The organism is Streptomyces ficellus (genome assembly GCF_009739905.1).
Taxonomy (GTDB): Bacteria; Actinomycetota; Actinomycetes; order Streptomycetales; family Streptomycetaceae; genus Streptomyces; species Streptomyces ficellus_A.
In genome coordinates, this window is the sequence record NZ_CP034279.1 from 3,438,503 (window position 1) to 3,462,887 (window position 24,385).

At 73.3% G+C, this 24,385-nt stretch carries 23 protein-coding genes; 7 read left to right on the forward strand and 16 right to left on the reverse strand.

Annotation, left to right across the window (positions count from 1 at the left end; translation table 11 throughout):
* Position 1 precedes the first annotated feature (1 nt).
* The gene (locus EIZ62_RS15235; protein WP_156693214.1) at positions 2 to 1,240 is read right to left on the reverse strand and encodes a cytochrome P450 family protein; all 1,239 of its coding nucleotides are present in this window, start codon (positions 1,238 to 1,240) and stop codon (positions 2 to 4) included.
* A 173-nt stretch (positions 1,241 to 1,413) separates the two neighbouring features.
* On the opposite strand from EIZ62_RS15235, the gene EIZ62_RS15240 reads away from it, so the two are divergent.
* Entirely contained in the window at positions 1,414 to 1,863 is a 450-nt protein-coding gene (locus tag EIZ62_RS15240; protein WP_156693215.1) for a lamin tail domain-containing protein, read from the forward strand.
* A 46-nt stretch (positions 1,864 to 1,909) separates the two neighbouring features.
* Complete coding sequence (locus EIZ62_RS15245; protein WP_156693216.1) at positions 1,910 to 2,350, forward strand: hypothetical protein; 441 nt, start codon at positions 1,910 to 1,912, stop codon at positions 2,348 to 2,350.
* Positions 2,351 to 2,455: 105 nt separating this feature from the next.
* Here EIZ62_RS15245 and EIZ62_RS15250 read toward each other — a convergent pair whose 3' ends face one another.
* From EIZ62_RS15250 to EIZ62_RS15295, 10 genes are all read right to left on the reverse strand, one after another.
* Positions 2,456 to 3,100 (reverse strand): hypothetical protein, encoded by a 645-nt coding sequence (locus EIZ62_RS15250; protein ID WP_341873948.1) that lies wholly within the window; start codon positions 3,098 to 3,100, stop codon positions 2,456 to 2,458.
* A 9-nt stretch (positions 3,101 to 3,109) separates the two neighbouring features.
* Positions 3,110 to 5,791 carry a hypothetical protein gene (locus EIZ62_RS15255; protein ID WP_156693217.1) on the reverse strand — a complete coding sequence of 894 codons (2,682 nt, stop codon included), beginning with the start codon at positions 5,789 to 5,791 and terminating at the stop codon, positions 3,110 to 3,112.
* Positions 5,788 to 6,213 (reverse strand): DUF6507 family protein, encoded by a 426-nt coding sequence (locus tag EIZ62_RS15260; protein WP_156693218.1) that lies wholly within the window; start codon positions 6,211 to 6,213, stop codon positions 5,788 to 5,790. Before EIZ62_RS15260 ends, EIZ62_RS15255 begins: the two co-directional genes overlap by 4 nt.
* Positions 6,214 to 6,250: 37 nt before the next feature.
* Entirely contained in the window at positions 6,251 to 6,565 is a 315-nt protein-coding gene (locus EIZ62_RS15265) for a pore-forming ESAT-6 family protein (RefSeq protein ID WP_156693219.1), read from the reverse strand.
* 59 nt (positions 6,566 to 6,624) lie between these two features.
* Entirely contained in the window at positions 6,625 to 6,957 is a 333-nt protein-coding gene (locus EIZ62_RS15270; RefSeq protein WP_156693220.1) for a hypothetical protein, read from the reverse strand.
* A 131-nt stretch (positions 6,958 to 7,088) separates the two neighbouring features.
* Positions 7,089 to 8,510 (reverse strand): DUF6177 family protein, encoded by a 1,422-nt coding sequence (locus EIZ62_RS15275; RefSeq protein ID WP_156693221.1) that lies wholly within the window; start codon positions 8,508 to 8,510, stop codon positions 7,089 to 7,091.
* A gap of 22 nt (positions 8,511 to 8,532) precedes the next feature.
* A complete protein-coding gene (eccCa, locus tag EIZ62_RS15280) occupies positions 8,533 to 12,513 on the reverse strand; it encodes a type VII secretion protein EccCa (protein ID WP_156693222.1) in 3,981 nt (1,326 codons plus the stop codon).
* Positions 12,514 to 12,527: 14 nt separating this feature from the next.
* Positions 12,528 to 13,823 (reverse strand): MinD/ParA family ATP-binding protein, encoded by a 1,296-nt coding sequence (locus EIZ62_RS15285; protein ID WP_208827925.1) that lies wholly within the window; start codon positions 13,821 to 13,823, stop codon positions 12,528 to 12,530.
* A 40-nt stretch (positions 13,824 to 13,863) separates the two neighbouring features.
* Positions 13,864 to 15,219 (reverse strand): type VII secretion integral membrane protein EccD, encoded by a 1,356-nt coding sequence (eccD, locus tag EIZ62_RS15290; RefSeq protein WP_156693223.1) that lies wholly within the window; start codon positions 15,217 to 15,219, stop codon positions 13,864 to 13,866.
* Between the two features lie 111 nt (positions 15,220 to 15,330).
* Complete coding sequence (locus tag EIZ62_RS15295; protein ID WP_156693224.1) at positions 15,331 to 15,597, reverse strand: hypothetical protein; 267 nt, start codon at positions 15,595 to 15,597, stop codon at positions 15,331 to 15,333.
* 163 nt (positions 15,598 to 15,760) lie between these two features.
* Here EIZ62_RS15295 and EIZ62_RS15300 point away from each other — a divergent pair, with 163 nt between their 5' ends.
* Both EIZ62_RS15300 and EIZ62_RS31965 read left to right on the forward strand, forming a co-directional pair.
* Complete coding sequence (locus EIZ62_RS15300; RefSeq protein WP_156693225.1) at positions 15,761 to 16,117, forward strand: PRC-barrel domain-containing protein; 357 nt, start codon at positions 15,761 to 15,763, stop codon at positions 16,115 to 16,117.
* Between the two features lie 66 nt (positions 16,118 to 16,183).
* Positions 16,184 to 16,354: a hypothetical protein gene (locus EIZ62_RS31965; RefSeq protein ID WP_167536382.1), complete on the forward strand. Its 171-nt coding sequence runs from the start codon at positions 16,184 to 16,186 to the stop codon at positions 16,352 to 16,354.
* A gap of 104 nt (positions 16,355 to 16,458) precedes the next feature.
* Here EIZ62_RS31965 and EIZ62_RS15305 read toward each other — a convergent pair whose 3' ends face one another.
* The 4 genes from EIZ62_RS15305 to EIZ62_RS15320 form a co-directional block, all read right to left on the reverse strand.
* Positions 16,459 to 17,658 carry a cytochrome P450 gene (locus EIZ62_RS15305; RefSeq protein ID WP_156693226.1) on the reverse strand — a complete coding sequence of 400 codons (1,200 nt, stop codon included), beginning with the start codon at positions 17,656 to 17,658 and terminating at the stop codon, positions 16,459 to 16,461.
* Between the two features lie 44 nt (positions 17,659 to 17,702).
* The gene (locus EIZ62_RS15310; protein WP_156693227.1) at positions 17,703 to 18,500 is read right to left on the reverse strand and encodes an ABC transporter permease; all 798 of its coding nucleotides are present in this window, start codon (positions 18,498 to 18,500) and stop codon (positions 17,703 to 17,705) included.
* Entirely contained in the window at positions 18,497 to 19,531 is a 1,035-nt protein-coding gene (locus EIZ62_RS15315; protein ID WP_156693228.1) for an ATP-binding cassette domain-containing protein, read from the reverse strand. Before EIZ62_RS15315 ends, EIZ62_RS15310 begins: the two co-directional genes overlap by 4 nt.
* Before the next feature lie 95 nt (positions 19,532 to 19,626).
* On the reverse strand, positions 19,627 to 20,463 hold the full coding sequence (locus EIZ62_RS15320; RefSeq protein WP_156693229.1) for a DUF4097 family beta strand repeat-containing protein: 837 nt from the start codon (positions 20,461 to 20,463) through the stop codon (positions 19,627 to 19,629).
* Between the two features lie 300 nt (positions 20,464 to 20,763).
* Here EIZ62_RS15320 and EIZ62_RS15325 point away from each other — a divergent pair, with 300 nt between their 5' ends.
* A complete protein-coding gene (locus EIZ62_RS15325; RefSeq protein ID WP_156693230.1) occupies positions 20,764 to 21,063 on the forward strand; it encodes a hypothetical protein in 300 nt (99 codons plus the stop codon).
* A 72-nt stretch (positions 21,064 to 21,135) separates the two neighbouring features.
* Here EIZ62_RS15325 and EIZ62_RS15330 read toward each other — a convergent pair whose 3' ends face one another.
* Positions 21,136 to 21,471 (reverse strand): YnfA family protein, encoded by a 336-nt coding sequence (locus EIZ62_RS15330; RefSeq protein WP_156693231.1) that lies wholly within the window; start codon positions 21,469 to 21,471, stop codon positions 21,136 to 21,138.
* Between the two features lie 138 nt (positions 21,472 to 21,609).
* Here EIZ62_RS15330 and EIZ62_RS15335 point away from each other — a divergent pair, with 138 nt between their 5' ends.
* Both EIZ62_RS15335 and EIZ62_RS15340 read left to right on the forward strand, forming a co-directional pair.
* Positions 21,610 to 23,556, forward strand: coding sequence for a protein-arginine deiminase domain-containing protein (locus EIZ62_RS15335; protein ID WP_156693232.1), 1,947 nt, complete (start codon positions 21,610 to 21,612; stop codon positions 23,554 to 23,556).
* A gap of 21 nt (positions 23,557 to 23,577) precedes the next feature.
* Complete coding sequence (locus tag EIZ62_RS15340) at positions 23,578 to 24,342, forward strand: DUF72 domain-containing protein (protein ID WP_156696414.1); 765 nt, start codon at positions 23,578 to 23,580, stop codon at positions 24,340 to 24,342.
* The last annotated feature ends 43 nt before the right edge of the window (positions 24,343 to 24,385 follow it).

Sequence of the window (24,385 nt, forward strand, 5' to 3'; positions counted from 1 at the left end):
TCTACACGCCGCCACCTAGGCGCACCGGCAGCGAACGGTGTCCGTTGGAGATGAACGACTCCACCGGCAGCAGGCCCTCCGGCGGCACCGCCGGCACCATGTCCGGGAACCGCTCGAACAGCGCGGGCAGCGCGATCCGGGCCTCCATGCGGCCGAGCGGGGCGCCCAGGCAGTAGTGGACGCCGTGGCCGAAGGCCAGGTGCTCCTTGTCGAGCCGGGTGACGTCGAAGAGGCCGGCGTCCTTCCCGTACCGCTCGGGGTCGCGCCCGGCGGCGGCGTACGCGGCGAGGATCGCGTCGCCCTCACGGATGACCAGGCCGTCGTCGAGCACGATGTCCTCGACCGCGTACCGCAGCGGGAGGCTCGCGACCGGCGCGTCCGAGCGGAGCGTCTCCTCGATGACGTCGTCCCACGAGGCGCGTCCCGCCCGGACGTGGGCGAGCTGTTCGGGGTGGGCGAGCAGGGCGTGGATGGCGTTGTCGATGAGGTTGACGGTGGTCTCGTGACCGGCGCCGATCATGAGCACCAGGGTGCCGAGCAGCTCGTCCTCGCTCAGCCGGCTCCCGCCCTCGTCGTCCCGCGCGGCGATGAGGCCGCTGGTCATGTCGTCCCCGGGCGCCCGCCGCTTGGCGGCGACGAGTTCGGCCATGACGGCGTACAGCCGGTGGTAGGTCGCGGTGACCTCGTCGGGATCGGCGGCGGTGTGGAAGATGCTGTCGACGATGGACCGCAGTTCCTCCCGCCGGTCCTCCGGGAGGCCGAACAGCTCGCTGATGACCTGGATGGGGAGCGGGTACGCGTACATCTCCCGCAGGTCCACGACGCCGCCGTGCCGCCCGGCCTCGGCGATCCGGTCCAGCAGGCCCTCGGTGATCTCCTCCACGCGCGGGCGCAGCGCGGCGGTCCGGCGGGCGGTGAACGCCTTGGCGACCAGCGTGCGCAGGCGCTTGTGCTCGCCTCCGTACGCGGTGAACATGTTCTGCACCGCGACCCAGGTGAACAGCGGCCACTCCGGGGAGATCTCACCGTTGATCCAGGCCGGCCAGTGGCGGCGCGGGTCCTTGGAGACCCGGGGGTCGGTGAGCAGCCGCTTCAGCACGTCGGGGCTGGTGAGCGCCCAGGCCTCCACCCCGCCGGGGAGGGCGACGCGGGCGACGGGTCCCCGCTCGCGTAAGCGGGCTGCTTCTCCGTGGATGTCGCGGCCGGTGGGGTCGATCACGAGGGGATCGAGGTCGCGCATGAGCGCCTCCTGAACTCGGGCTCCGGTAAGGGCGCTTCACGCTACGCGCGGCGGACCTCCGGGACGAGACCGCACCCGTTCGACGGAGAATGGGCGAAACCGACCGGTAACAACATCACCATATGGTGTGCTTTCCCCGCCGTGGAATCCACGGTTCATCTTGGGGAGGACTTTTGAAGGTTCGCTTCGCCGCGTCGGCAGCCGCCGTCGCCACCGCCGTCGCCGGGAGCCTGCTGACCGCCGCTCCGGCCGCCCAGGCAGCCGGTGGCGTCAGCATCTACCGCGTGTCCTACAACTCGCCCGGCACGGACAACCGTTCCAACACGTCGCTGAACGCCGAGTGGGTGCAGCTCTACAACTCCAGCACCGCCACGATCTCCCTCAGCAACTGGAAGCTGAAGGACCGGGCCGGCTGGACGTACACCTTCAGCGGCACGATCGGGCCCAAGCGGTACGTGACGGTCCACACCGGCCGGGGCAGCAACACCGCGGGCCACCGCTACTGGGGGCGGGCGGCGTACGTCTGGAACAACGACGGCGACACCGCCTACCTCCGCAAGGCGTCGGGCACGCTCGTCGACTCCTGCGCGTGGGGATCGACCGGATCGTCGAAGTACTGCTGACGGCCGCTGTCCGTACCGGCGGGCCGCCGCCGGTACGGTGCCGTGCATGGCGGACATCCACGAACTGACGCTCGCGCTGGACCTGCGGGACGAGCTCCCGGACGCGGAGGTGGCCGAACTCCTCTGGCACCTGGGCCTGGGCGCGCGGCCGGAGACGCCGGTCATCGTGCCCTCGTTCGGGTACGAGGACGAGGACGACCCGGCCCCGCTCCTCGCCGACCACGGCGCCGCGCACAAGGTGGGCGGCGCCCTCACCTCCGCCCTGGTCCGCCGCCCGGCCGACGGCTGGGCGCTCGCGTCCCGCCAGGAGATCCACCCTGACCAGTTCGACGAGGTCGGCGCCCTGCTGACCTGGCTGGCGGCCCGCGCGACCGACCGGCACGCGCGCCCCGGCGACGGCGTCCACCTCGGGTGGATCCGCTTCTACGACTCCGACCGCCCCGAGCCGCTGGTGGCGCGCGACGGGACGGTGGAGTGGCCGTCATAGCGGCGCTCGGGCGGCGGGCTCGGGTGGGAACCGGCCACCCAGGACGTCAGCCGGGTGCCGTTCTCGTCCCAGGTGGTCTTCCCGCGGTCCCCGGACGCCCCGTGGTCACAGCAGGTCGGTCAGATCGGGGCCGAGGCCGTCGATCATCTCCGGGGCCTTGAGCCCGTGGCCCTCGGCCTTGCCGAAGTAGGTCGGCTCGCCCGGCTCGCCCGGCACCCCCAGCAGGGTGTCCAGGTCACGCAGGGCCGCCGCGAGCCGGGGGGCGTTGCGGTCGTGCACGGACGGGTGGGGCCTTCCGCGGAAGTCGCACCGCGCCCAGACGTCGTGGTGGACCGACAGCTCGGCCCAGGAGCTGACGGGGTCGGGCGACACCGTGAGCTCCACCAGGCGCGGCTCGCGGTGCGGGTTGCCGTCCGCGTCGATCCAGACGCCCGAGCCCACGACCAGGAACGAGGACATCTCCGCCGCCGGGTACCCGGCCGGCCGGCACGCCTTCACCTGTCCGGCGACGGAGGCGTCGTCGAGACCCCGGCCCGCCAGGTCGAGCCGGCTGTGGATGCCCAGCCCGCCCGTGCCCACCTCGAACCAGTTCCATTCCACAGCAGCCGGTTCCAGCAACTCGTGCGTCCTCAGCACGGCGGACATGCGAGCGGCGGTTTCGAGGGCCGCCTCCAGGCCCGGTGCCGTCACATCATCGAGGTCCCAGAACCACGAGCCGCATTCGCTCGGCGCGCGCATCAGCATCGGCATGGAACTTCCTTACGGCTTACTTGCATTGGTCGGGAAAACAGTGAGGGAACCGTCCTTGAAGCGTAGCTCAAACGACGCATTGGTCCGGTCCGCCGCCCGCTGCACGGCATTCATGGCCCGTTCGGTCATGGCGCCCTTCACGTCGTTGATGTCGAGAATTCCCGCCTTGACCTTCACGCCGGGACCGGCGAGCTGCTTCGCCGCGATCTTCTCCACCGCCGACTTGATTCCGTTGGCGCTCTCCACGTCCTTGAGCTGGGCGCCGTACTCGATACCGTTCTCGGACCTGACCAGGACGTCGAGGTCGAGTTTCTGGTCGGGCAGTTTCAGCTCGAATCCGATGTTGTCGACGCCCTTCGCCTGCAACTCGGCTGCGTGCTCCATTGCCTGGTGCACGGCGGGAATCATGTCGCCCTGCTTCACCTGGGAGATCAGGTCCTTGTATCCGGGCATGTCGGCGAAACGACCGCTGGCCAGGTAATCGGCGACGGCGGCGCCATAGGGCGACTTCCGCAGCTGGGTCAGCATCCGGCCCTGGTCGACCGGAGCCACCTTCGACTCCTTGAGCGCGTCGGTGACGGCGTCCTCCATGTCGGGGGACATCTTGCCGGACCCCTGCTGGGCCACGCGGTCGCCCTCCAGGATCACCGGGGGCTCGCTGGGGCGCCCGGGGCCGTCCCCGCCGGGACCGTTGCCGCCGGGGCCGTCCCCGCCTCCGGGAGCGCCGCCGCCCGGGCCGTCGCCGTGACCGGTGCCCGTGGGGGCCTCGTGACCGCCGCCGCCACCGCCCGGTCCGTCACCCTGACCGGCGGGCACCTCGCGGCCGCCGCCGCCCGTGCCCGGGGTGTTGTCCAGGTTGTTGACGGGCAGGTGGTCGCCCGCGCCGCCGCCCGGGAGGTTGTTGCCGGCCTGGCCGGTGGGCATGGTGTCGGCGAGGCCGCCCGGGGTGTCCGGGACGCGGGCCGGGACGTCGTCGCCGACGCGGCCGACGTCGCCCAGGCCGGTGTCCAGGCCGTTGCCGAGGCTGATGGCGGTGTTGTCGCCCGCGTGGACCGCCGCGCCCGCCATGGCGGGGACCTTCGCCGGGGTGTCCACGCGCGGGTTGTCGGCGCCCGTGGTGGGCGTGGCGTCGGGGTCGGTGCCCCGGTCGACGACGTCCTTGGGCGCGTCCTTGACGTCGCTGACGACCTTGCCCGTCTCGTCGAGGACGTTGCCCTTGCCGTCCAGGAAGCGGGCCGGGTCGCCCTCCTTGACGGGGAGGGGCGTCGCGTCCGCGGGCAGGGTCGGGGTGTCCTTGGGGACGGCGACCGTGCCCTCCTGGAGGGGCGTCGAGCCCGCCGGGACCGGGGCGTCGTCCGGGAGCCGGACCACGCCGTCGCCGAGGTCGACCGCGCCGGGCGGGACCGCCGTGCCCTCGGGGAGGCGGACCGTGTTCGGCGGGACCTCGACCGCGCCCGGGGGCAGCGCGGTGCCGTCGGGGAGGTTGACCGTGCCGTCGGGGCGCAGGACGGAACCCTCGGGGAGCACGAACGCGCCCTCGGGGAGGGGCGGCACGTTGATGTTGCCCATGCCCTTGAGGCCGGCCATGACGTCACCCATCTTGGTGATTCCGGCGCCGGCGCCCTTGAAGACGTACGTCGTCGGGTCGATCGCCCGGCCGGCCCTGCCCGCGAAGGAGATCGCCTTCGCCGCCGCGCCCGCCTTGCCCGCGCCCGCCGCCGCACCGCCCGCACCGCCGGTGAAGACGGTGGTCAGTACGTTGAAGGTGACCGCGCCCGCGGCCCGGGACGGGTTGGAGCCCCACTGGTCCCAGGCGACCAGCGCCTTGCCGGTCTCCTTCATGGCCGTGCGGGAGTCCCGGATCCAGCCGGGCAGGTCCTTGTCGTCGGCCATCCAGAAGGCCGCGCCCAGCGGGCTGGCGGTGATGACCAGACCGGTGGCGAGCTGGCCGAGGCCCTTCCACGCCTGCCCGGCCGCGTCCCAGCCCTGGAAGCCGACCAGCGTGCCCAGGCCCTTGATGGTGCCCCACACGCCGTCGACGATGACGCCCTTGCCGAAGTCGTAGGCGTGCTCCCACACCTGCCACCACGGCGTCGACTCCTCGACCGCCTCGCCCCACGGCAGGCTCTTGGACTGCTTGAGGGCCTCGGCGTCGTAGCCGTACATGCCCTCGCCGTTGGAGCCGTCGTTGACCTTCAGCGCGTGGCCGCCGACCAGCGCCACGATCTTCGCGTGGGCGGCGCGTTCGGCGGCCTGGAACTGGGTCCAGACCTCGGCGATCTCGTTGCGCCGGTCGTTGTTCTCCTCGACCAGGTCGCCGTCCTCGCGCCACTTGTCGTCGTCGGCGATCTTCTGGCGGAAGGCGACGGCGTCCCGGCGCAGGTCGTCCAGCTTCTGCTTCAGGGGGCGGATGTCGCTCGCGTACGTCCCGAGCGCACCGGTGATGGTGCACATGTCGGAGCTGATCGCCAGCGCCTTGTCCTTGACCGGCTGGGTGGTGGCGAACAGCTGGTCCGCCTCGGGGGCCTTGTAGAAGGAGCGCAGGCCGCCGAAGGAGGTGTGGACGTCACCGGCGGCGGTGGCGATCTTGCCGCCGGTGCCGGAGAGCGACTTGACCTTCTCGTCGAGCAGTTCGAGGTTGCCGGTGAAGACCGGGATCTCGGCCGGGTCGACGGGTACGTTCTCGCTCACTTCTTGCCCCCGAGCTCCTTGAGCAGGTCCAGGTTCACCTGGCGGGCCGCGTCCTGGGCCTCCTTGGCCTGGTCCAGGTCGCCCTGGACGTATTCGTTGGTGGCCGTGGCGGCGCCGATGACCGCCGCCTGGATGCGCTTCGCCATGGGCTCGAAGTGCGACTTCTGCCGCTCGGTCATGTACTGGGCGAGGGCGGCGCCCACCGGCCCGCTGGCCTTCTGCGTCAACGGCTTGCCCGAGGCCGTCGGGCCCTGCAGCGGAATCTCCGCCGCCGAGCCCGGCACCGCCGTACCCGCCGCCTGCGCGGCCTGCTGCATGTCCGTGACCAGCGAGTTCAGGGCCTTCTCCAGGTCACCGGCGTGTGTGCCGACGACCTGCAGCTGACCCTGCACCCCCTGGGGCTGGATGTCCCACGACGTCATGAAAGCGCTCCCCCGTCTCCCACGTCAGCCTCCCACGTCAGCCGATGTTGTCGACCGCGGCCTTCGCGCGCTGCAACGTCTGCTGCGCCGTCGCGTCGTTCTTCTCGAGCGTCGTCTTGAGCAGCTGGATGATGTTGCGCACCTCCTGGGAGGCCGTGTTCCAGCGCAGTTCCTTGCCGTGGTAGTCGTCCGCGACGCCGTCGGCCGTGAAGTCCGTCATGGCGGCCTTCACCTGGGCGTCACGTGCCGTGATCACCTGTTCCAGGCGCGCGATCACGGCCTGGATGTTCACCTGCGCCTCGGAAGAGGCACCCGTGTCGTACGAACGGCGGTCTGCACCCGCAGCTGCCATCACCCATCAACTCCCCGTCAGTCAGTCAGTAAGTCAGTCCGGTGGCCCGGTGGTCCGGGTTAGCGGCCCGAGAAGCGTGCCGCGTCGAAGTTCGCCGACGACATCTGCGTGCGCGCGTTGTCGCCCTGCTCCGTGTCACCGGTGCCGAACGCCGTCTCCATGCCGGACTGACCGCCCAGGATGGCCGCCAGCGAGCCGTTCAGCGCCGCCGTGATCTCGTCGGAGCGCGACTTGAAGGAGTCGAACGCGATCTTGCCCGAGCCGTTGAACTTGCCTTCCAGCGGCGCCGCCGCCTGTACCAGCTGACGGATCAACAGACCCAGGTCGTTGCTCGAACCCTGCGACTGGGACATCAGGGTCGACAGGACCCCCGCCCCCATATCGAACTTCATCGGGCTACCCCCGCTGCGATGGACGATCGTTGGATCGAATGTACGACATGCCTATCAACTCCCGCGTCGCTCTTGCAATCAGCAATCACACGCCGGGGGCCGACTGTGACGAACGCATGACATGACAGGGGTCACTCCCCCTTCAGGTGCCGCACCAGCCGTTCGAAGTCCTGCCACCCCGACAGGTCGGACGGGTCGCCGGGCAGCGGGTAGTACAGCGCCGGCCGGGCTTTCGGGCCCAGCGGCACGGGCGCCTCGGCCAGCGGGGTGTTCCTGGCGCGGTCGCCGGGTAGCGCCCGCACCTCCTCCGCCCCGAGCACGAAGGCCAGCGGGACGCCCGGGCCCTCGAAGCGCGGCGGCACCGCCAGGTCTCGGCGCGCTTTGCGGAGCTGTACGAGCATCGACCGCAGGTTGTACCGGGTGGCGAGCACCTCGGCCGCCCGGGGCACGGCGTCCAGCGGGAGCTCCTCGTCCGGCCCGTAACCGAACGCCAGGGTGACCTCCTCCTCGACGCCCGCCGTCGTACGGGTCACGCGCACGGTGGCGAGGCCCGGCCGCTCCGGGCCGCCCACCACGACCACCCACGTCGGCTCCGGCGCCCGCTCGAAGGCCACGTCCGTCAGCCGGCGCGGCGACCACGGCAGGTTCGCGGGCTCCGCCGTGCCCCACCCGGCCGGCGCCGCCCCCGTCAGCTCCCGCCACACCGTCTCCAGCGCCCCGCCGAGCACGAGCCGATCGTCCGCCGGGTGGACGGTGCGGAACGTGAACGCCAGCTGCCGCTCGCCGGTGTCCCGGACGTCCTCCTGGTAGGTGGCGGCGACCCGGGCGCGCGGCTCCGCTCCGGTGGAGTCCGCCGCCGCGACGGGCGCGAACATGCCGTCCTGCCAGGCCAGTACCGCCCCGGACAGCCCGTCGTAGTAGCCGTCCCGCTCGTCCTGCACGACCCACCGCGACGGCCAGCCGGGCAGGCTGCCGCGCACCGCGGGCGACAGCGTCGTACCGGCCGGGCTGACGATCTGGAGCCCCAGCCCGCCCTCGGCGGCCGCCCGGAACGCGTCGGCCAGCCACGCCGTCATGGCGACCACCGGCCGGTCCTGGATGACCACGGCGACCTTGTCGGTCAGCACGTCCACGGCGGGTGTCGCCGCGTCCGCGGGCGGCGCGACGGCGACCCCCTCCGACGCCACCACGGCCAGCGACCGCGCGGCCTCCGGCGGCCACGCCGAGCCGCCCGTCAGGGACGTGAGCCGGGCCGCGAAGGTGCCCGCGAGCCGCTCCGCCTCGGCCACGCCGGTCGTGGCGCGGGCCTCGGTCCACCAGAACGGCACCGGCGGCGGCGTCGCCCCCAGCAGCCGTTCCGCCTCGCCCTCCACCTGTACCAGCAGCGGTGCCTCCACCGACACCAGCGGCCGGCCCTCCTCGTCGCAGAGCTGGACGACGGCGTCCTCACCGGTGGTGTCCACCAGCTTGTCGGGGCCGCCGGAGAGCAGACCGGCCAGCACGCTCCACGGGTCGGGCATGCGCTCGGTGAGGGCGATGACGTCCTTGGTCATGGGGTCGTCCGGTCCTTCGTCGTCACGATTCGGGGGTGAACACGGTCTGGATCAGGCGGTTCGGCTGACCCCTGCGGATCAGCACGCCCCGGCCCGGCGGCTGCTGCGAGGCGTACACGCCGGGGAACAACTGCCCCTCGCTGCGGTCGCCCGCCATGAGGACCGCCGAAGCGCCCGACTCGCGCAACCCCTGTACCAGCGGCTCGTACATGCCGCGCGAGGCACCCGCGACCCGGCGCGTCAGGACGAAGTGGAGGCCGATGTCGACCGCCGAGGGGATGTACGGCAGGAACGGCGCGAGCGGCGCCTGGCCGGCCGTCGTCAGCACGTCGTAGTCGTCGACGAGGACCACGATCCGCGGGCCGCTGCCCCAGCTGCCGGGCTCCAGGTCCTCCAGCCTGGCGCTGTCGTCGGGCAGCCGCTTCTCCAGCTCGGTGGCGATACCGGCGGCGAGGCCCCCGCACAGCTTGGCGTTGTAGGCGTACCCGCCGAGGAACTCCTCGGGCACCACGCCCCGCAGGCCGCGCCGCGGGTCCATGACGGCGAGGACCAGCTCGTCCTCCGAGTACCGCTCGACGAGCCCGGCGGCGATGGTCTTCAGCAGGTTCGTCTTGCCGCACTCGCTGTCGCCCATCACCAGCAGGTGCTGGTCGTGCTGGAACAGGTCGAGCAGCACGGGCGCGAGCGCCGTCTGGTCCAGCCCGACCGGCACCCGCTTCGGCTCGGCGACCAGGCCAGGCAGCAGGTGCGGCTCCAGGACGTGCGGCAGGACCCGGACCGGCTGGGCGACCTCACCGCTCCAGGCGGCGCGGACCTGCCGGGCGGTGCGCTCCAGGACGGTGCCCAGCTCGGTGTTGTCGGACAGGCCGTCCGTACGGGGCAGGGCGGCCTGCGCGAACAGCTTGCCGTCGGTGAGGACACGGCCGGGCTCGTCGGGCGACAGCGTCTCGGCGAGCTTGCGGTCGACGCTGCTCTCGGTGGCGTCGTTGAGGCGCAGTTCGACACGGGTGCCGAAGTACGACTGGGTGGCGATGCGGACGTCGTTCCAGCGCAGCATGCCGGCGACGACGTGGATGCCGTACCCGCCGCCGCGCTTGAGGATGTCGACGACGGCGTCGTCGAGGTCGTCGAAGTCGTCGCGCAGCGCGCCGAACCCGTCGATGACGAGGACGATCTCCGCGGAGGCGAGCTGCGGCAGCCGGCCCGCCGCGTGCAGGGTGCGCAGCTGCTCGACGGAGTCGATGGTGTGCTCGCGGAACAGGTCCTCGCGGGCGGCGAGCATGTTCCGCACCTCTTCGACGGTACGGGCGGCGCGCTCCCGGTCGGCGCGGCCCGCGATGCCGCCGACGTGCGGCAGGCCGGACAGGGCCTGGAGGCCACCGCCGACCAGGTCGAGGCCGTAGACGCCGACCTCCTGCGGGGTGTGCGTCAGCGCGAGGGACAGGACGAACGTACGGAGCAGGGTGGTCTTGCCGGACTGCGGGCCGCCGATGACGGCGGCGTGGCCGCCCGCCACCGTGAGGTCCAGGAACCATTGGCCCTGCCACTGCTTGGTCGGGTCGTCCAGCAGCCCCAGCGGCACCTGGAGCGGGCCGCGGCGCGCGGAGAGCTGCATGCCGCGCGGCCCGGCCTGGAGCGGGCCGGCGACCTGGTCGAGGGCGACCGCGCCGGGCAGCGGCGGCAGCCAGATGCGGCGCACCGGGTCGGTGGGGGCGTTCTCCAGCTGCTGGACCATGACGCCGAGTTCGGTCGGCCCGGTCTCCCGGCGCCGTGCCGTCGTCTCCCGCGGCCCGGAGTCCTCGGCCCGGCCCAGGGTGTTGTACGCCTCGTACGCGAGGGCCAGCGGGCCGCTGTCCTCGTCCTGATCGCGGCGCACCGGGCCGCGGTAGGCGCCGGAGACGTAACTCGCCTTGAACCGCTCGTAGTGGCTGGTGTCGACCTTGAGGTAGCCGAAGCCGGGCAGCGGCGGCAGGTGGAAGGCGTCGGTGGTGTCCAGGACGGTGCGGGACTCGTCGGCGGAGAAGGTGCGCAGGCCCAGCCGGTACGACAGGTAGGTGTCGAGGCCCTTCAGCTTGCCGCCCTCGATGCGCTGGCTGGACAGCAGCAGGTGCACGCCGATGGACCGGCCGATGCGGCCGATGGACAGGAACAGGTCGATGAAGTCCGGCTTGGCGGTGAGGAGTTCACCGAACTCGTCGATGACGATGAACAGGTGCGGCAGCGGGTCCAGGTCGGGCCGCTTCTCGGCGCGCAGGGCCGCGTAGTCGCCGATGTCGGCGACGTTGCCGGCGTCCTTGAGGACCTGCTGGCGGCGCTTGACCTCACCGGCGAGGGAGGCGTGGACCCGCTCGACGAGACCGGCCTGGTTCTCCAGGTTGGTGATGACACCGGCGACGTGCGGCAGGTCGGCGAACGGGGCGAAGGTCGCGCCACCCTTGTAGTCGACGAGGACCAGCGCCAGGTCCTCCGGCGGATGGGTGGCCACCAGCGCGAGGACCAGGGTGCGCAGCAGCTCCGACTTGCCCGAGCCGGTCGCGCCGACGCACAGGCCGTGCGGGCCCATGCCCAGCTCGGAGGACTCCTTGAGGTCCAGCAGCACCGGTTCGCGGGAGTCGCTGACGCCGATCGGCACGCGCAGGAAGGCGCGTTCGCCGCGCGGCGCCCACAGCGCGTCGAGGTCCATGCGGGCCACGTCGTCGATGCCGAGGAGGTCGGCGAAGTCGACGGGGCCGGACAGGGGCGCGTCGACGAGCGACTCGGCGGACAGCCGCAGCGGCGCCAGCATCCGGGCCAGGCCCTCGGCGAACGGGACGGACACCTCGTCGGCCGTGCCGTGCGCGCTGACCGGCTCGGCCTCGCGGAGGTCCTCGATGAGCACCTGGTCGCCGTCGACGGTGACGCGCACCCCGACGTGGCCGGGCTCCTGGACGCGCCGCTCCACCAGGTGCAGGACGGTGACGCCCATCTCGCGCAGGCCCACCGCGTCGTCGGGGCGCGGCAGGTCGACGGCGTCCTCGCCGTGCCCGTCGGTGACGACCAGCAGCCGGGACGACATGGACAGCGCGTCCTTGGTGGACAGGCCGCGGCGCACCTCGGCGGCGTAGGAGGCGCGGCGGCGCAGCTCGGGGCCGAGCTGCCGGGCGAGCTGGGGCGCGGACGGGGCGATGCGGCGGGCGGCGACGGGGCCGTCGAACTGCTCGGTGTCGAGCAGGTGCGGCATCCACTTGGCCCACTCCCAGTCGGCCATCCGGTCGCCCGGCACGGCCAGCGCGACGGCCACGTCGTCGGGGGCGTGCAGGGCCGCGGTCTGGACGAGCAGGGCGCGGGCGACGCGCAGGCAGTCCTCGCGGGGCCCGACGACGCTGATGTTGCCGACGCGGTCGAGCGGGACGGTCAGCGGCAGTTCGGTGCCGGTGCGGAAACGGTCCATCAGCGCCGACGCCTCGTTCAGCATGAACCGGTCGGGCGGGGTGAGCACGGAGGAGCCCTGGTCGAGGATCTTCAGGTCGCGTACGGGCATCTCGCCGGTGCCGACGCGCACCCGCAGGAAGTCGGCGTCGAGGCGGCGCCGCTCCCACAGCCGGGCGGGGTCGCGGACGATGTCGTACAGCGCGTGCGGCGGCGGGTTGAGGACGTCGGCGCGTTCGCGGCGGGCGCGTTCCTCGGTGGACAGTTCCTCGCGCATGTCCTCCAGGTACGCGAGGTACGCCTCGCGCTGGGTGCGGCGGGTGCGCTGGGCCTTGCCGCGCTGCGAGAAGACCAGCACGAGCGAGCCGACGATGGTGACGACGAGGATCAGCGCGCCGAGCGCGGCGAACTGGCTGTTGCGGACGACGGTCATCATCACGACCGACGACATGACGCCGGCGACGGGCAGCAGCGACATCGCGATGTTGCCGCCCTTGCCCTCCGGGAGGTTCGGCGGCGCCTCTATGGCACGCGCCTCGGACGCGGCGGCGGGCCTGGAGGTCCGGGCGGGGCGGTGGACCAGTCGGGTGCTCAACGTCTCCGTCCCCTTCAGTGGCGCTTCTGGGAGAGCTGGAACACGTCCGCGGCGAGGCGGGTGGCGGCCTGCCGGGTGGGGTGGGCGAGCAGCTCGGTACGGATCGGGCCGCCGGCCGCCAGGTGCCGGTCGTACGGCAGCACCTGGACGCTCGCCCCGGTCGCGGCGAGCGTGCGGACGGCCCCGTCGAGGTCCAGCCCGGTGTGCGGCACGGTCTCGGTGACCACGACGACGGTCCCGGCGATGACGTGGCGGGGCAGGCCCTGCATCCACTGGAGCACCGCGTGGGTGCTGGCGACGCCCTCCAGCGTGGCGGGCGTGGTCAGGACACGGGCCTGGGCGGCGGACAGCGCGACCCGGGCGACCTCGGCGGGCAGGGTCTCGCAGTCGACGACGGTCACGCCGAAGTAGCGGCGCAGCGCCACCATGACCCGCTCGTACGCCTTGGTGTCGAGCATGGCGCCGATGCGGCCCTGACTGCCGGGCAGCAGCCAGGCGTTGTCGGGGAGCTGGACGAGGTAGCCGGTGACGTCGAGCAGCGACATCTGCGGTTCGACGATCCCGGCGACGTCGCCGGTGGTCCACCGCAGCGACTCGGCGCCCAGCCGCAGCGGCAGCGACCCGAGCGCCGGGTCGGCCTCCACGAGCAGGACCGGGTCCTGCCGGTAGTGCGCGTACGTGAGGCCCAGGAGCGCGGCGACGGTGGACTTGCCGGCGCCGCCGCGGATGGACGTGACGGCGATCTGCCGCCCGGTGGTCACCGGCTGCTGGAGCGCCTGTGCGGTGCGGGTGGTCTCGGCGACCTCGCGCGCGGCGGAGGACGAGAGGGTACGGCGCAGGGCGCGGGCGGCGCGGGCCGCGAACGGCTCGCCCCGGCGCGGCTTGCGCCCGGCGGCGGCGAGCTGCTTGTCGACGACGGGCCGCGAGTCGGGCGCCGCGGGCCGGCCGGCGGCGCGCCGGTACGCGGACGGGGCCTGCGGGGGCTGCGTCTGCTGGGGCTGCGTCTGCTGGGGCTGCGGGGCGTGGGGCTGCTGGGGCTGTGGCTGTTGGGGCTGGGCGGGCACGTGGGGCGCGGTGGGAGAGCCCCCGCCGGGCACCGGCTGCGGCGCGGCGGCCGGAGCCGGGCTGCCCGCGCCGGACCCACCGGCCCCGGACGTACCGGGCCCGGACGTACCGGGCGCCGCGGTGGGCGGAGCCGACGGCGGGGGCGCCTCGGCCTGGCCCGCTTCGGGGGCGGCCGGGGACGGCCGGGACGCGCCGGCGCGCAGGTCGCGCAGGACGTCGCCCTGCCAGTTGTCTCCGTTCGGCATGTCTGCCCTTCTTCTCCCGCCCTGCCGCAGAACCCGGAACTCAGAACTTGTTGAGCAGTTGCCCGTAGACGCCGAACACCCCGACGGCCAGCGGGAACAGCGCCACCATGCCGATCGACTCGACCAGGTCGGCCGTGCGCCCCAGCCGTACCCGGACGTGCTCCGGCGGCTGGACCGCCAGGGCCACCAGCGGCAGTACCGCCGCCGCGCACAGCACCGTCAGCGGCCCGGCGCCGTCGGCGTGGTCCATCCACAGCATCACGAGCCGTACGACGAGGAGCGCCGCGGCGGTGAACAGCGCCACGACCTCCGCGACCAGGGGGAAGGCCCGCGCGCGGGACAGCAGGACGGCGGCGACGACCGACGGCAGGACGACCGTCCAGACGCTCGGCCGGTCCGCGAGGGTGAGCAGCCACCCGCCGGCGGCCGCCGACACCGCGGTGACGATCGTCGCGAGGGCCAGGCCCCGGTGCGTGGCGGCGAGGGCGTTGCCCACCTGGTGGCGGCTGACGGAGGCGCCGCCCGAGCGGCGGTCGTCGAGCGCGGTGAGGCCCGACGCCATCAGGGCGAGCCGGGGCAGCAGGCCGAGGAGCACCACGGAGAAGACCGCCATGACGGCACCGAGCCGGGCCGGGTCCCCCTGGAGCGCGGCGACCGCCTCCCAGACGAGGGTGAGCCCGGCGGTGGCCCCGGCGCCGACGAGCCCGCCGCGGCCGAGCGGGGAGAAGTGGCCGAGCATCGCCAGCGTCACGACGAGGGAGCCGGCGACGGCGGCCAGGCGCGCGGCGCCGGACCAGTCGTGCGCGTCGGCGGCGGTCCAGGCGCCGAGCACGCCCAGCCCGCCGGAGGCGAGGAGGAGCGCGGTCGCCAGCCCACGGTTGCCCCGTCCGACCCGGGCGACGAGCGCGCCGGCGGCGAGGAGGACGAGGGTGACGGCGGCGAGGGCGACGGCCAGGGCGTCGAGCGCGTACTCGCGGCGGGCGAGCAGGGCGGTGAGGACCGCGAAGGCGACCGTCGCGACGCCCGCGCCGGCCCTGCGGGCGCGGGGGCGCCAGCGCCAGGCCTGGAGGTCGAGGTCGTCGGCCACCTGGTCGGTGACGTCGTGCACGACGGGTGCGGGCGGCGCGGAGTGCGCCCGGACAAGCCGGAGGACGGCACCGTCGGCGATCCCGGCCGACGCGAGCGTGCTGTCGTGGGGGAGCGCGGAGCCGTCCGACGTGATCAGCTGCCGGGTCATGGGCCGGGACGCGGCCCGGTCGTCCAGCAACTGGAGGATGTCCGGCAGCAGTTGACCGATCGGCGTGTCGGAGGGCAGGACGATGTCGGCCCGGCGCCGCTCGCCGACCAGGGTCACCCGGCTCAGTTGCGCCCGGGAAGTCGTTGCTGTGCTCACCACTTACCGGAACCTATCACCGCGGCGACGGGCACATTCGGGTCAATTCCACCGGTCTCGACCGTCTGCATGGCCTGCGCTCCCCCATTCCCCTCGCGATTCCCCTCGCGGCAGTCACTTCTCCGATTTCGCCGGCTGCTCGTACCGCTGTTCCTGCTTGCGCTGCTCGGCCTTCTGCTCGGCCAGGGTGTGCTGGAGGAAGGACCACCCGACGCACCCCGCGCACAGGACGGCCGCGATCGCGATGCCCGCGAACACCTTGCCGAGCCGCTCGTCCGCCGTGCGGCGCGCCCGCTGGGCACCGAACAGCAGCGCGTCGCGCATTCTGCGCCGGCGTACCGCCACCGACTCCAGGAGCTGGCTGTCGTAGTCCCGTGCCATGCGTCGTCCGTCCCCCTTGCTTTGCCTCCGCAACATAAGGCATCGGCGAGCGGACCGTACACCCCGGGGCGGCCCGGCGCGGGCTGCGGTGGCGCCGGTCGGCGAGCGGGCACAGGCTGGACAGCGAGAACGACCGTACGGACCCGCTCAGAGGGCAGAACGCATGATCCAGTCAGCTGATATCCGCGAGTGGCGCAACCACGATGTCGTCGACCCCAAGGGCCACAAGATCGGGGTGCTGGAGGCCATCTACGTGGACACCGCCACCGACGAACCGGCCGTGGCCACCGTCCGGACCGGGCTGCCGACCCGGCAGCGGCTGGTGTTCGTCCCGCTCGACGAGGCGGTCGTCGGGCCGGACTACCTGAAGGTGTCCCACCCGAAGGGCGAGGTCCGCAAGGCCCCGTCCATCGGCACGGACGACGTCCTGCCGGCCGAGGACGAGGCCGCCATCTTCCAGCACTACGGCATGGCGTACGAGCCCGGGGCCCACGGGGAGCGGAAGCTCGCCCGCCGCTGACCCGTACGCACGCACGAGCCCGTACGCAGTCACGAGCCCGTACGCACTCACGAGGAGGTGCCTTCCATGGCGCTGTTCCTGTTCCTGATCATCGTCGCCATCGTCCTCGGGCTCATCGGCGTGGTCGTCGAGGGCCTGTTCTACCTGCTGGTCATCGGCATCGTGGTGCTGGTGCTCGACCTCCTGCTGGTCGGCTTCCTGCGCAACCGGCGCGCCCGCAACCGCCCGCTGCGGTAGCCGCGCGTCACCCGGAAGACCCAGCGCGGCCGCCCTTCGCCCCGGACACCGTGGTGGTCCGGGGCGAAGGGCGTGGACGCGGGGGCCGGCCGCGCCCGGCGGCGTCACCCCGTCGGGCCCCAGGTGACGGGCAGGCTCCGCACGCCGTAGATGCCCATCGCGCCCCGCAGCGGCACGTCCTCGGGCGGTACGGCCAGGCGCAGCGTGGGGAACCGGGTGAACAGAGCGGGGAAGGCCACCCGCATCTCGACCCGGGCCAGTTGCTGGCCCAGGCACTGGTGGATGCCGTGCCCGAAGGCCAGGTGCCCGGTGGCCCTGCGGCGCAGGTCGAGGGAGTCGGGGTCGTCGAAGCGGGCGGGGTCGCGGTTGGCCGCCTGGACGGAGAGGGTGACCGACTCGCCGGCCCGGATCAGCCGCCCGTCCATCTCGACGTCCTCCAGCGCCGTCCGTATCCCGGTGTGCACGATGCTGAGGTGGCGCAGCAGCTCCTCGACCGCCTGGTCCGCGAGGCCGGGGTCGGCGCGCAGGGCCGCGGCCTGCTCGGGGTGGCTCAGCAGGGCGAAGGTGCCCAGCCCGAGCATGTTGGCGGTGGTGTCGAGCCCGGCGGCCAGCAGGAAACTGCCGACGCCGGCGAGTTCGGCGTCCGTCAGGTCGCTGCCCGTCAGGTCGCTGAGCACGTCGTCCGTCGGGTGCGCCCGCTTAGCGAGGGCCAGTTCGTGGACGAACTCGCCGAGCCCCGTCATGGCGGCGACCTGCTCGTCGAGGGAGGAGCCCGGGTCGCTGATCGCCGCCGCCCGCCGCTTGAAGACCTCGCGGTCGGCCTCCGGCACGCCCAGGAGCTCGCAGATCATCAGCGCCGGGACGGGGTGGGCGTACGCCTCGACGAGGTCGACGGCGGGTCCGTTCCGCTCCATGGCGTCCAGGTGCTGGGCGGTGATCTCCTCGACGCGGGAGGTCAGTTGCCGCATCCGGCGCACCGTGAACTTGCCGGCGAGCAGCCGCCGGTAGCGGGTGTGCTCGGGTGCGTCCATCGCGGTCATGTCGCCGACCGTGCCGGGCGGCAACGGGCCTTCGGGGCCGCCGGGGATGGGGAAGTGCATCAGCTCCTGCCGCGAGCTGAAGCGGGGGTCGGCCGCGATCGCGCGGACGGTGGCGTAGCCGGTGGCCAGCCAGCCGAGGTGGCCGTCGGGGTAGCGCAGCCGGGTGAGCGGCTCCCGCTCGCGTAGCGGCGCCAGTCCGGCGGGCGGGTCGAAGGGGCAGCCCTCGGGCCGCTCGTACGGTAAGGCGGTGACGTGCTGGTCCATGGTGATGCCTCCTGGGTGGGGGGGTGGGTGCGTACGGGTCCGGGTCAGCGGGTGGCGCCGCGGTTGAACACGGAGCGGGCCCACAGGTAGCCGACGAGGCTGAGCCCGGCGCACCAGGCGAGCGCGAGGAGCCCGTCGCCGCCGATCTCCGTGCCCATCAGCAGCCCGCGGAGGGTCTCGATGACCGGGGTGAAGGGCTGGTACTCGGCGAACCAGCGCAGCCCGGTGGGCATGGAGTCGGTCGGGACGATCGCGCTGCCGAGGAAGGGCAGGAACGTCATCGGCATGGGGATGTTGCTGGCGGTCTCCACGTTCTTGGCCACCAGTCCGATGCCCGCGGACAGCCACGTCAGCGCCAGGGTCAGCAGGGTGAGCAGGCCGGCGGCCGCGAGCCACTCGACCGCCGTGGCGTTCGGCCGGAAGCCCACGAGCAGGGCCACCGCGACGACGAGGGTGATGCTCAGCATCGTCTGGATCACGCTGCCGGCGACATGGCCGGTCAGGAAGGCCGCGCGGGAGATCGCCATCGTCCGGAACCGGTTGACGATGCCTTCGGTCATGTCGACGGAGACGGCCACGGCCGTGCCGAGCGCTCCGGACGTCGCCGCCATCAGGATGATGCCGGGCGCCAGGTAGTCGATGTAGTCGACGCTTCCGGCGCCGGCCGCCGCCGGGCCGATCCCGGTGCCCAGCGCCCCGCCGAAGACGTAGGTGAAGAGCAGGAGCATCAGCACCGGCATCGCGACGACGGAGATGGTCAGGGACGGGTAGCGCAGCGCGTGCTTCAGGTTGCGCCGCAGCATCGTCCTGGAGTCGCGTGCGGCGTAGGAGAGGGTGGTCATCGGGTGCTCCCGGTGAGGGTGAGGAAGACGTCGTCGAGGTCGGGGGTGTGGACGGAGAGCGACTCGGCCTCGACCGACGCCGCGTCCAGGGCGTCGAGGACGGCCCGGAGGGTCGGTACGCGGCCGTCGCCGGGGACGTCGAGGGTGAGCGCCTCGGTGTCGCGTGTGCCGGTGCCGAAGAGCGCGGCGGCCGCCTCGAGCCGGTCCTCGTCGGCGAACTGGAGACGGATGTGGCCGCCGGGGATGCGGCGCTTCAGCTCCTCCGCGGTGCCCTGGGCGACGATGTGGCCCCGGTCCAGGACGGCGATCCGGTCGGCGAGCTGGTCGGCCTCCTCCAGGTACTGCGTCGTCAGGAAGATGGTGACCCCCTCGTCGACGACGAGGCTGCGGATGATCTCCCACATGGTGCGGCGGCTGCGCGGGTCGAGGCCGGTGGTGGGCTCGTCGAGGAAGATGACGCGCGGGTCGCCGACCAGGGTCATGGCGAGGTCGAGCTTGCGCCGCATGCCGCCCGAGAAGGTGACGACGGGCTTGGTGGCGGCCTCGGTCAGCTCGAACCGGCTCAGCAGGTCGGCGGCGCGGCGCCGTCCCTCGCGGCGGGACAGGTGGTGCAGGTCCGCCATGAGGTGCAGGTTCTCCTCGGCGGTGAGCAGGTTGTCGACCGCCGAGAACTGCCCGGTCACGCCGATCGTCCGGCGTACGGCGTCCGCCTCGTCCACCAGGTCGTGACCCGCGAGCCGGGCCTGGCCGGCGTCGGCGGGGATCAGCGTGGAGAGGATCTGCACGGTGGTGGTCTTGCCCGCGCCGTTGGGTCCGAGGAGCGCGAAGACCGAGCCCTCGGGGATGTGCAGGTCGATGCCGTCGAGGACCACTTTGTCGCCGTACGACTTGGCCAGCCCGGTGGCGGTGATCGCGGCGCGGGGGCCGGGCGTGCCGGGCGCGGAGGCCGCCCGGGGGACGGACGCGGACGGGGACGGGGGCCGGGTGGCGGACGGGGGCCGGGTGGCGGACGGGGGCGTGGGCCTGGTCATGGGCGGTCCTGTCTCGGGTGGGAGCGGGCGCGGACGGGGTACGGAGGGGCTACGGGGATACGGAGCGGCTGACGGGGACGGGTGGGCGGGCGGGCTCAGGGGCGGCGGATCACGATGTCGCCGGCCGAGGTGCGGGCGCGGACCCGCACGGTCTCCGGCGTCCGTCCGGTGCCCTCCGGCCCGCCGACGCCGTCGCGGATCCTCCCGGCGCGGGTGCTGACGTCGAGCACGGCGGCGGCGGGCTCGCGGACGCCGACCTCCAGGGCGCCGGCGGCGGCTTCGAGGACGACCCGGCCGCGTGCCACGTCGCCGATCCGGATGCCGCCGTACCCGGACCTGGCGTCGACCCCGGCGTGGGCCACCCCCACGGTGATGCGGCCGTTGGAGGAGTCGGCCCGTACGTCGCCGCCCGCCTCGCCCAGCACGGTCTCGCCGTTGGCGTTCCGGAGGGTCACCGTGCCCGTGACCTCGCCGATGTCGACCCGGCCCGCACCGGTGACGTCGGCGTCCCCGCTCGCGCGGTCGACGCGGATGTCGCCGAAGCCGGTCCTGAGCGTCACGGCCGCGGCCTCCTCGATCCGGATGTCACCGAAGGAGGTCGTGAGCCGGCAGTCCCCGAGGCGCCCTTCGGCGTGGAAGTCGGCCATGGGCCAGGTGCCCGTCACGTCGGAGCCGGCCGGCAGGTGGACGGTCACGTCGACCGATCCGGCCTTGCCGAACGGGGAGCGCTTCCTGGGCCCCCTGATCCGCAGGGCGCCGTCGGCGCAGGTGACCTCGGTCCGTTCCGCGGCCCGTACGTCGGCTTCCTCGGCGCTGTCGGACGGCAGCACCCGCACGACGGTGTCCGTGCGCTTGCCGGCCGCGATGCGGACGGTGCCGACCTCGAACGCGATGTCGGCGGTGAGGGGCTGCGGGGTGTCGAAAGAAGGCATGACGGTTCCGTCCTCATGGGTGTGGGTGGCTTCGGTGGAGCGGGTGCGAGCGGCCGCGCCGCGTTCGCAATGCCATAGTGGCACCATCATGGCGCCATCGCAAGCGCCATTGACATCTTTATGGCACCGCATGGCATTACATAAGTGCCACTCATGCGCCGGATGGCGCCTTGTGGCGCCACCTGGCGTCACCCGGCGTCACCCGGCGCCATCACCGCCGCGGACCCGTGCCCTCCCCGGGCGGGGCGGCGTTGTCGGGGTACCGCCGATCACCCGGAACCCCCGACCGGAAGGAAGCCCATGACCAGGAACCGCCGCCTGACCGCCCGTATCGCCGCCACCACGGCCGCCACCGCCACCCTCGCCCTCGGTGCCGCCGCCTCCGCGCAGGCGGCGGCCGCCGACCCGCTGAGCGGCCTCACCGGTGGCCTCCCCGTGGGCACCACGCTCCCCGCCGAACTGCCGGCCGGCCTCCCCGACGGCGCGTCCGGCCCCCTCGGCGGCGTGGCCGCGCCGCTCGGCAGCGCCGGCCGGCTCGGCGCGTCCGGTGCCACCCAGTTCGCCCAGGGTCTGGTGATGGCCCTCTCCGCGGTGCGGTGACGATCACGGCGTGCGGCCCGGGGCCGCGGCACGGTGCTGACGCGCCGGGCCGCGGCCCCGACGCGTCCGCCCTCAGCCGCCGCGCGGGGCGTACATGATGACCGCCATGCCGGCCAGGCAGACGAGCGCGCCGAGGACGTCGAAGCGGTCGGGCCGGTAGCCGTCGGCGACCATGCCCCACACGAGCGAACCGGCGACGAAGACCCCGCCGTAGGCGGCCAGGACGCGGCCGAACTCGGCGTCGCTCTGGAAGGTGGCCACCACCCCGTACAGGCCGAGGGCGATCACTCCGGCGCCGATCCAGACCCAGCCCCGGTGCTCCCGGAGGCCCTGCCACACCAGCCAGGCGCCTCCGATCTCGAACAGCGCGGCGACGGCGAACAGGGCGACGGATCGGGCGACGTGCACGGCGGCGGGTCCTTCTTCCGGAGGCGGGGGCTCCAGCATCCCCGACCGTCCCCGGTTCACCGATTCCCCGCACCAGGCAACGCGACGTGCCCCCACGCCCTCTTCCGGCTCGGCAACCCGCCCCCCACGAAGGGAAGCATGGTGGTTACGAGCACTCCGAGACGAACGGCCCTCGCCCTCACCGTGATCGGCGCCGTACTGGCGCCCGTGTCACCGGCGTTCGCCGCACCAGCGGCCCCGGCGGCACCCGCCCCGCCCGCCGTCGACCTCCGGGCGGACGTGAACCGGGACGGCCGCGTCGACGTCACCGGCGCCACCGACACCGCGGGCGAGGACACCTGGACGCAGGGCCGGGGCGCGGTGTTCCTGCCCAACATCGACGACGACACCAAGCGGTGCCCGGCCACCGCGCCCGGCGGCAAGCCGCTGTCCGACGCGAAGCTCGCGGCCTGCAACGACGCGGCCGACGCCGTCGTCAACGGCACCGCCGACCTCGCCGACATGGCCCGCGTCCGCGCCGTACCGATGGCCGGTCTGCCCGCAACCGCCACCGGCTCGGTGAGCGTCCCGTCCGGCGGCAAGCACACCCGCGTGTTCGTCAAGCGCACCGGCGGCTGGGCGCACGTCACCGGCAAGACCCGCCTGACCGCCGCCGAGCTGCGCGCGGGCCTGGAGTTCGCGGTCGAGAGCACCGACATCGTCCGCGACAGCAAGGTGTGGGACGGGCGCGGCGTGATCCGCCTGACCGTGGCCACGCCCGGCCGGCCGGCCACGTCCGACGACATCACCCTGCGCGTGGCACCGCTGCTGACGCACCACCACCTCCAGAAGGCGCAGCAGGTGATGGTCACCAGGGTGCCCGGCAAGGAGGACTTCGAGCGCCGCCAGCAGGCGTTCGTCGGCGGGCTCGCCAAGGAGGCGAAGGCGGCCGGGATCACCGCGCCGCTCGTCACCTTCGACAGGTACCAGGACATCTGGGCGCAGGACTTCGTGGAGCCCGGCTATGTGAGCATGACCGGCCCCGACGGCCGCCGCCAGGTCATACGCGTCATGATCCGCTCGGCGCAGCCCGACCGCGAGGCGGGCCGCGAGCTGTTCGAGAAGCTGCGCGGCAACGGCGTCGGTGTCGTCCAGGTCTCCGGGGTCCGCGACTCGGAGGAGTGGACCCTGAACTCGATGGGGAACCTGGAGACGATCCCCCCGTACGCGCACGGCGGCCGGTCCTTCCCGGCCGGGCGCATCATCATGGGTGAGCGCAAGGACGACGGCTCCAAGCCCGCGCAGGCGATGCGGACGATGCTGGCGTCCCAGGGCTTCCAGGACCCGCTGCTGCTGGACACGTCGTGGCTGCACGTCGGGCACGTCGACGAGTTCGTGCAGTTCCTGCCCGCGCCGGGCACCCCGCGCGGCTGGCGGATCGGCATCGCCGACCCCGACGCCGGGATGAAGCTGCTGCGGGACGCGCAGAAGGCCGGGCACGGCAAGACCCGGATGTTCTCGGTGCCGGACTCCGTGGAGCGCTACGCCCCGAAGGAGACCATCGACCAGGCGCTCGCCTCCAAGGAACTCGTCGCCGACAACGCCCTGGCCGCCGCCCGGATCAAGGCCAACCTGGCGGTGCTCCAGCGGGAGACGGGCGTGACGGACGCCGAGGTGGTGCGCGTACCGGCGCTGTACACGCGCGGCAAGGAGCAGGTGGGCGAGCGCGGCGACCGGATGCCCCGGCTGTCGCGGCTGGGCGCCGGCGAGGTGCCGGAGGCGGTCAGCGAGTACGGCCAGCAGCAGAACCTGACCCGCCGCGACGGCCGGGTCGCCGGCCCCGGCACCGTCATGACCAGTGCGTACGTCCCCGGCGCCGTCAACGGCGTCCTGCTGGGCGGCGACCGTTACCTGGCGCCGCGCCAGTGGGGTCCGGTGATCGGCGGCAAGGACGTCTTCACCGCCGCCGTGACGGCCGCCTACACGGGCGCCGGGATGAAGGTGTCGTACATCGACGACTGGTACACCTACCACCTCGGCATGGGCGAGGTGCACTGCGGGACGAACACCCTCCGGGACGCCTCCGCCGCGTGGTGGAAGCGGTAGACAGCGGGGAGCATGGGTGATGTGCCCACGCTCGTCGGAACCTCCGGGTGGCAGTACACGGACTGGCGCGGCGGCCTCTATCCGGACGGGCTGCCGCAGCGGCTCTGGCTGGAGGAGTACGTCCGCCGCTTCGCGACCGTGGAGAACAACAACGCCTTCTACCGGCTGCCCACCCGGGAGGTCTTCACCGCCTGGCACGACCGGACCCCCGAGGGGTTCGTGATGGCGGTGAAGGCCAGCCGGTACCTGACGCACATCAAACGGCTGCGCGACCCCGAGGAGCCGGTCGCGCGGCTGATGGGCCGTGCGGCGGGCCTCGGCGACCGGCTGGGGCCCGTCCTGGTGCAGCTGCCGCCGAACTTCCGCGAGGACACCGGCGCCCTGGACGCCTGCCTGCGCCGCTTCCCGGACACGGTCCGGGTGGCGGTGGAGCTGCGCCACCCGTCGTGGTGGGAGGCGGAGCGGGAGCTGCGGGCGGTGCTGGAGCGGTACGGCGCCGCCCTGTGCTGGGCCGACCGGGGTTCGCGCCCCGTGACACCGCTGTGGCGCACGGCGCCCTGGGGGTACGTCCGGTTCCACGAGGGCGCCGCCCGGCCCTGGCCCCGCTACGGGCGCCGGGCGCTGGCGTCCTGGGCGGGGCGCGTCGCGGACGCCTGGGCGGACGAGGACGACGTGTACGCGTACTTCAACAACGACCCGGGCGGTGCGGCCGTCGTGGACGCCGCCGTGTTCGCGCGGGCGGCGGCCGCCCTCGGCCGGACGGTGACGCGTACGCCCTCCTTCTGATGCCCCGGCGCCGTAAAATCCGTGAACGGATCTTGTGGACAAG

What these genes read in the sequence shown, in the direction of transcription:
- EIZ62_RS15235 (WP_156693214.1), bottom strand. Translation starts at nt 1,240, where the DNA reads ATGCGCGACCTCGATCCCCTCGTGATCGACCCCACCGGCCGCGACATC.
- EIZ62_RS15245 (WP_156693216.1), top strand. Translation starts at nt 1,910, where the DNA reads ATGGCGGACATCCACGAACTGACGCTCGCGCTGGACCTGCGGGACGAG.
- EIZ62_RS15250 (WP_341873948.1), bottom strand. Translation starts at nt 3,100, where the DNA reads ATGCCGATGCTGATGCGCGCGCCGAGCGAATGCGGCTCGTGGTTCTGG.
- EIZ62_RS15260 (WP_156693218.1), bottom strand. Translation starts at nt 6,213, where the DNA reads ATGACGTCGTGGGACATCCAGCCCCAGGGGGTGCAGGGTCAGCTGCAG.
- EIZ62_RS15265 (WP_156693219.1), bottom strand. Translation starts at nt 6,565, where the DNA reads ATGGCAGCTGCGGGTGCAGACCGCCGTTCGTACGACACGGGTGCCTCT.
- EIZ62_RS15270 (WP_156693220.1), bottom strand. Translation starts at nt 6,957, where the DNA reads ATGAAGTTCGATATGGGGGCGGGGGTCCTGTCGACCCTGATGTCCCAG.
- EIZ62_RS15275 (WP_156693221.1), bottom strand. Translation starts at nt 8,510, where the DNA reads ATGACCAAGGACGTCATCGCCCTCACCGAGCGCATGCCCGACCCGTGG.
- EIZ62_RS15285 (WP_208827925.1), bottom strand. Translation starts at nt 13,823, where the DNA reads ATGCCGAACGGAGACAACTGGCAGGGCGACGTCCTGCGCGACCTGCGC.
- EIZ62_RS15295 (WP_156693224.1), bottom strand. Translation starts at nt 15,597, where the DNA reads ATGGCACGGGACTACGACAGCCAGCTCCTGGAGTCGGTGGCGGTACGC.
- EIZ62_RS15300 (WP_156693225.1), top strand. Translation starts at nt 15,761, where the DNA reads ATGATCCAGTCAGCTGATATCCGCGAGTGGCGCAACCACGATGTCGTC.
- EIZ62_RS31965 (WP_167536382.1), top strand. Translation starts at nt 16,184, where the DNA reads ATGGCGCTGTTCCTGTTCCTGATCATCGTCGCCATCGTCCTCGGGCTC.
- EIZ62_RS15305 (WP_156693226.1), bottom strand. Translation starts at nt 17,658, where the DNA reads ATGGACCAGCACGTCACCGCCTTACCGTACGAGCGGCCCGAGGGCTGC.
- EIZ62_RS15310 (WP_156693227.1), bottom strand. Translation starts at nt 18,500, where the DNA reads ATGACCACCCTCTCCTACGCCGCACGCGACTCCAGGACGATGCTGCGG.
- EIZ62_RS15315 (WP_156693228.1), bottom strand. Translation starts at nt 19,531, where the DNA reads ATGACCAGGCCCACGCCCCCGTCCGCCACCCGGCCCCCGTCCGCCACC.
- EIZ62_RS15320 (WP_156693229.1), bottom strand. Translation starts at nt 20,463, where the DNA reads ATGCCTTCTTTCGACACCCCGCAGCCCCTCACCGCCGACATCGCGTTC.
- EIZ62_RS15325 (WP_156693230.1), top strand. Translation starts at nt 20,764, where the DNA reads ATGACCAGGAACCGCCGCCTGACCGCCCGTATCGCCGCCACCACGGCC.
- EIZ62_RS15335 (WP_156693232.1), top strand. Translation starts at nt 21,610, where the DNA reads ATGGTGGTTACGAGCACTCCGAGACGAACGGCCCTCGCCCTCACCGTG.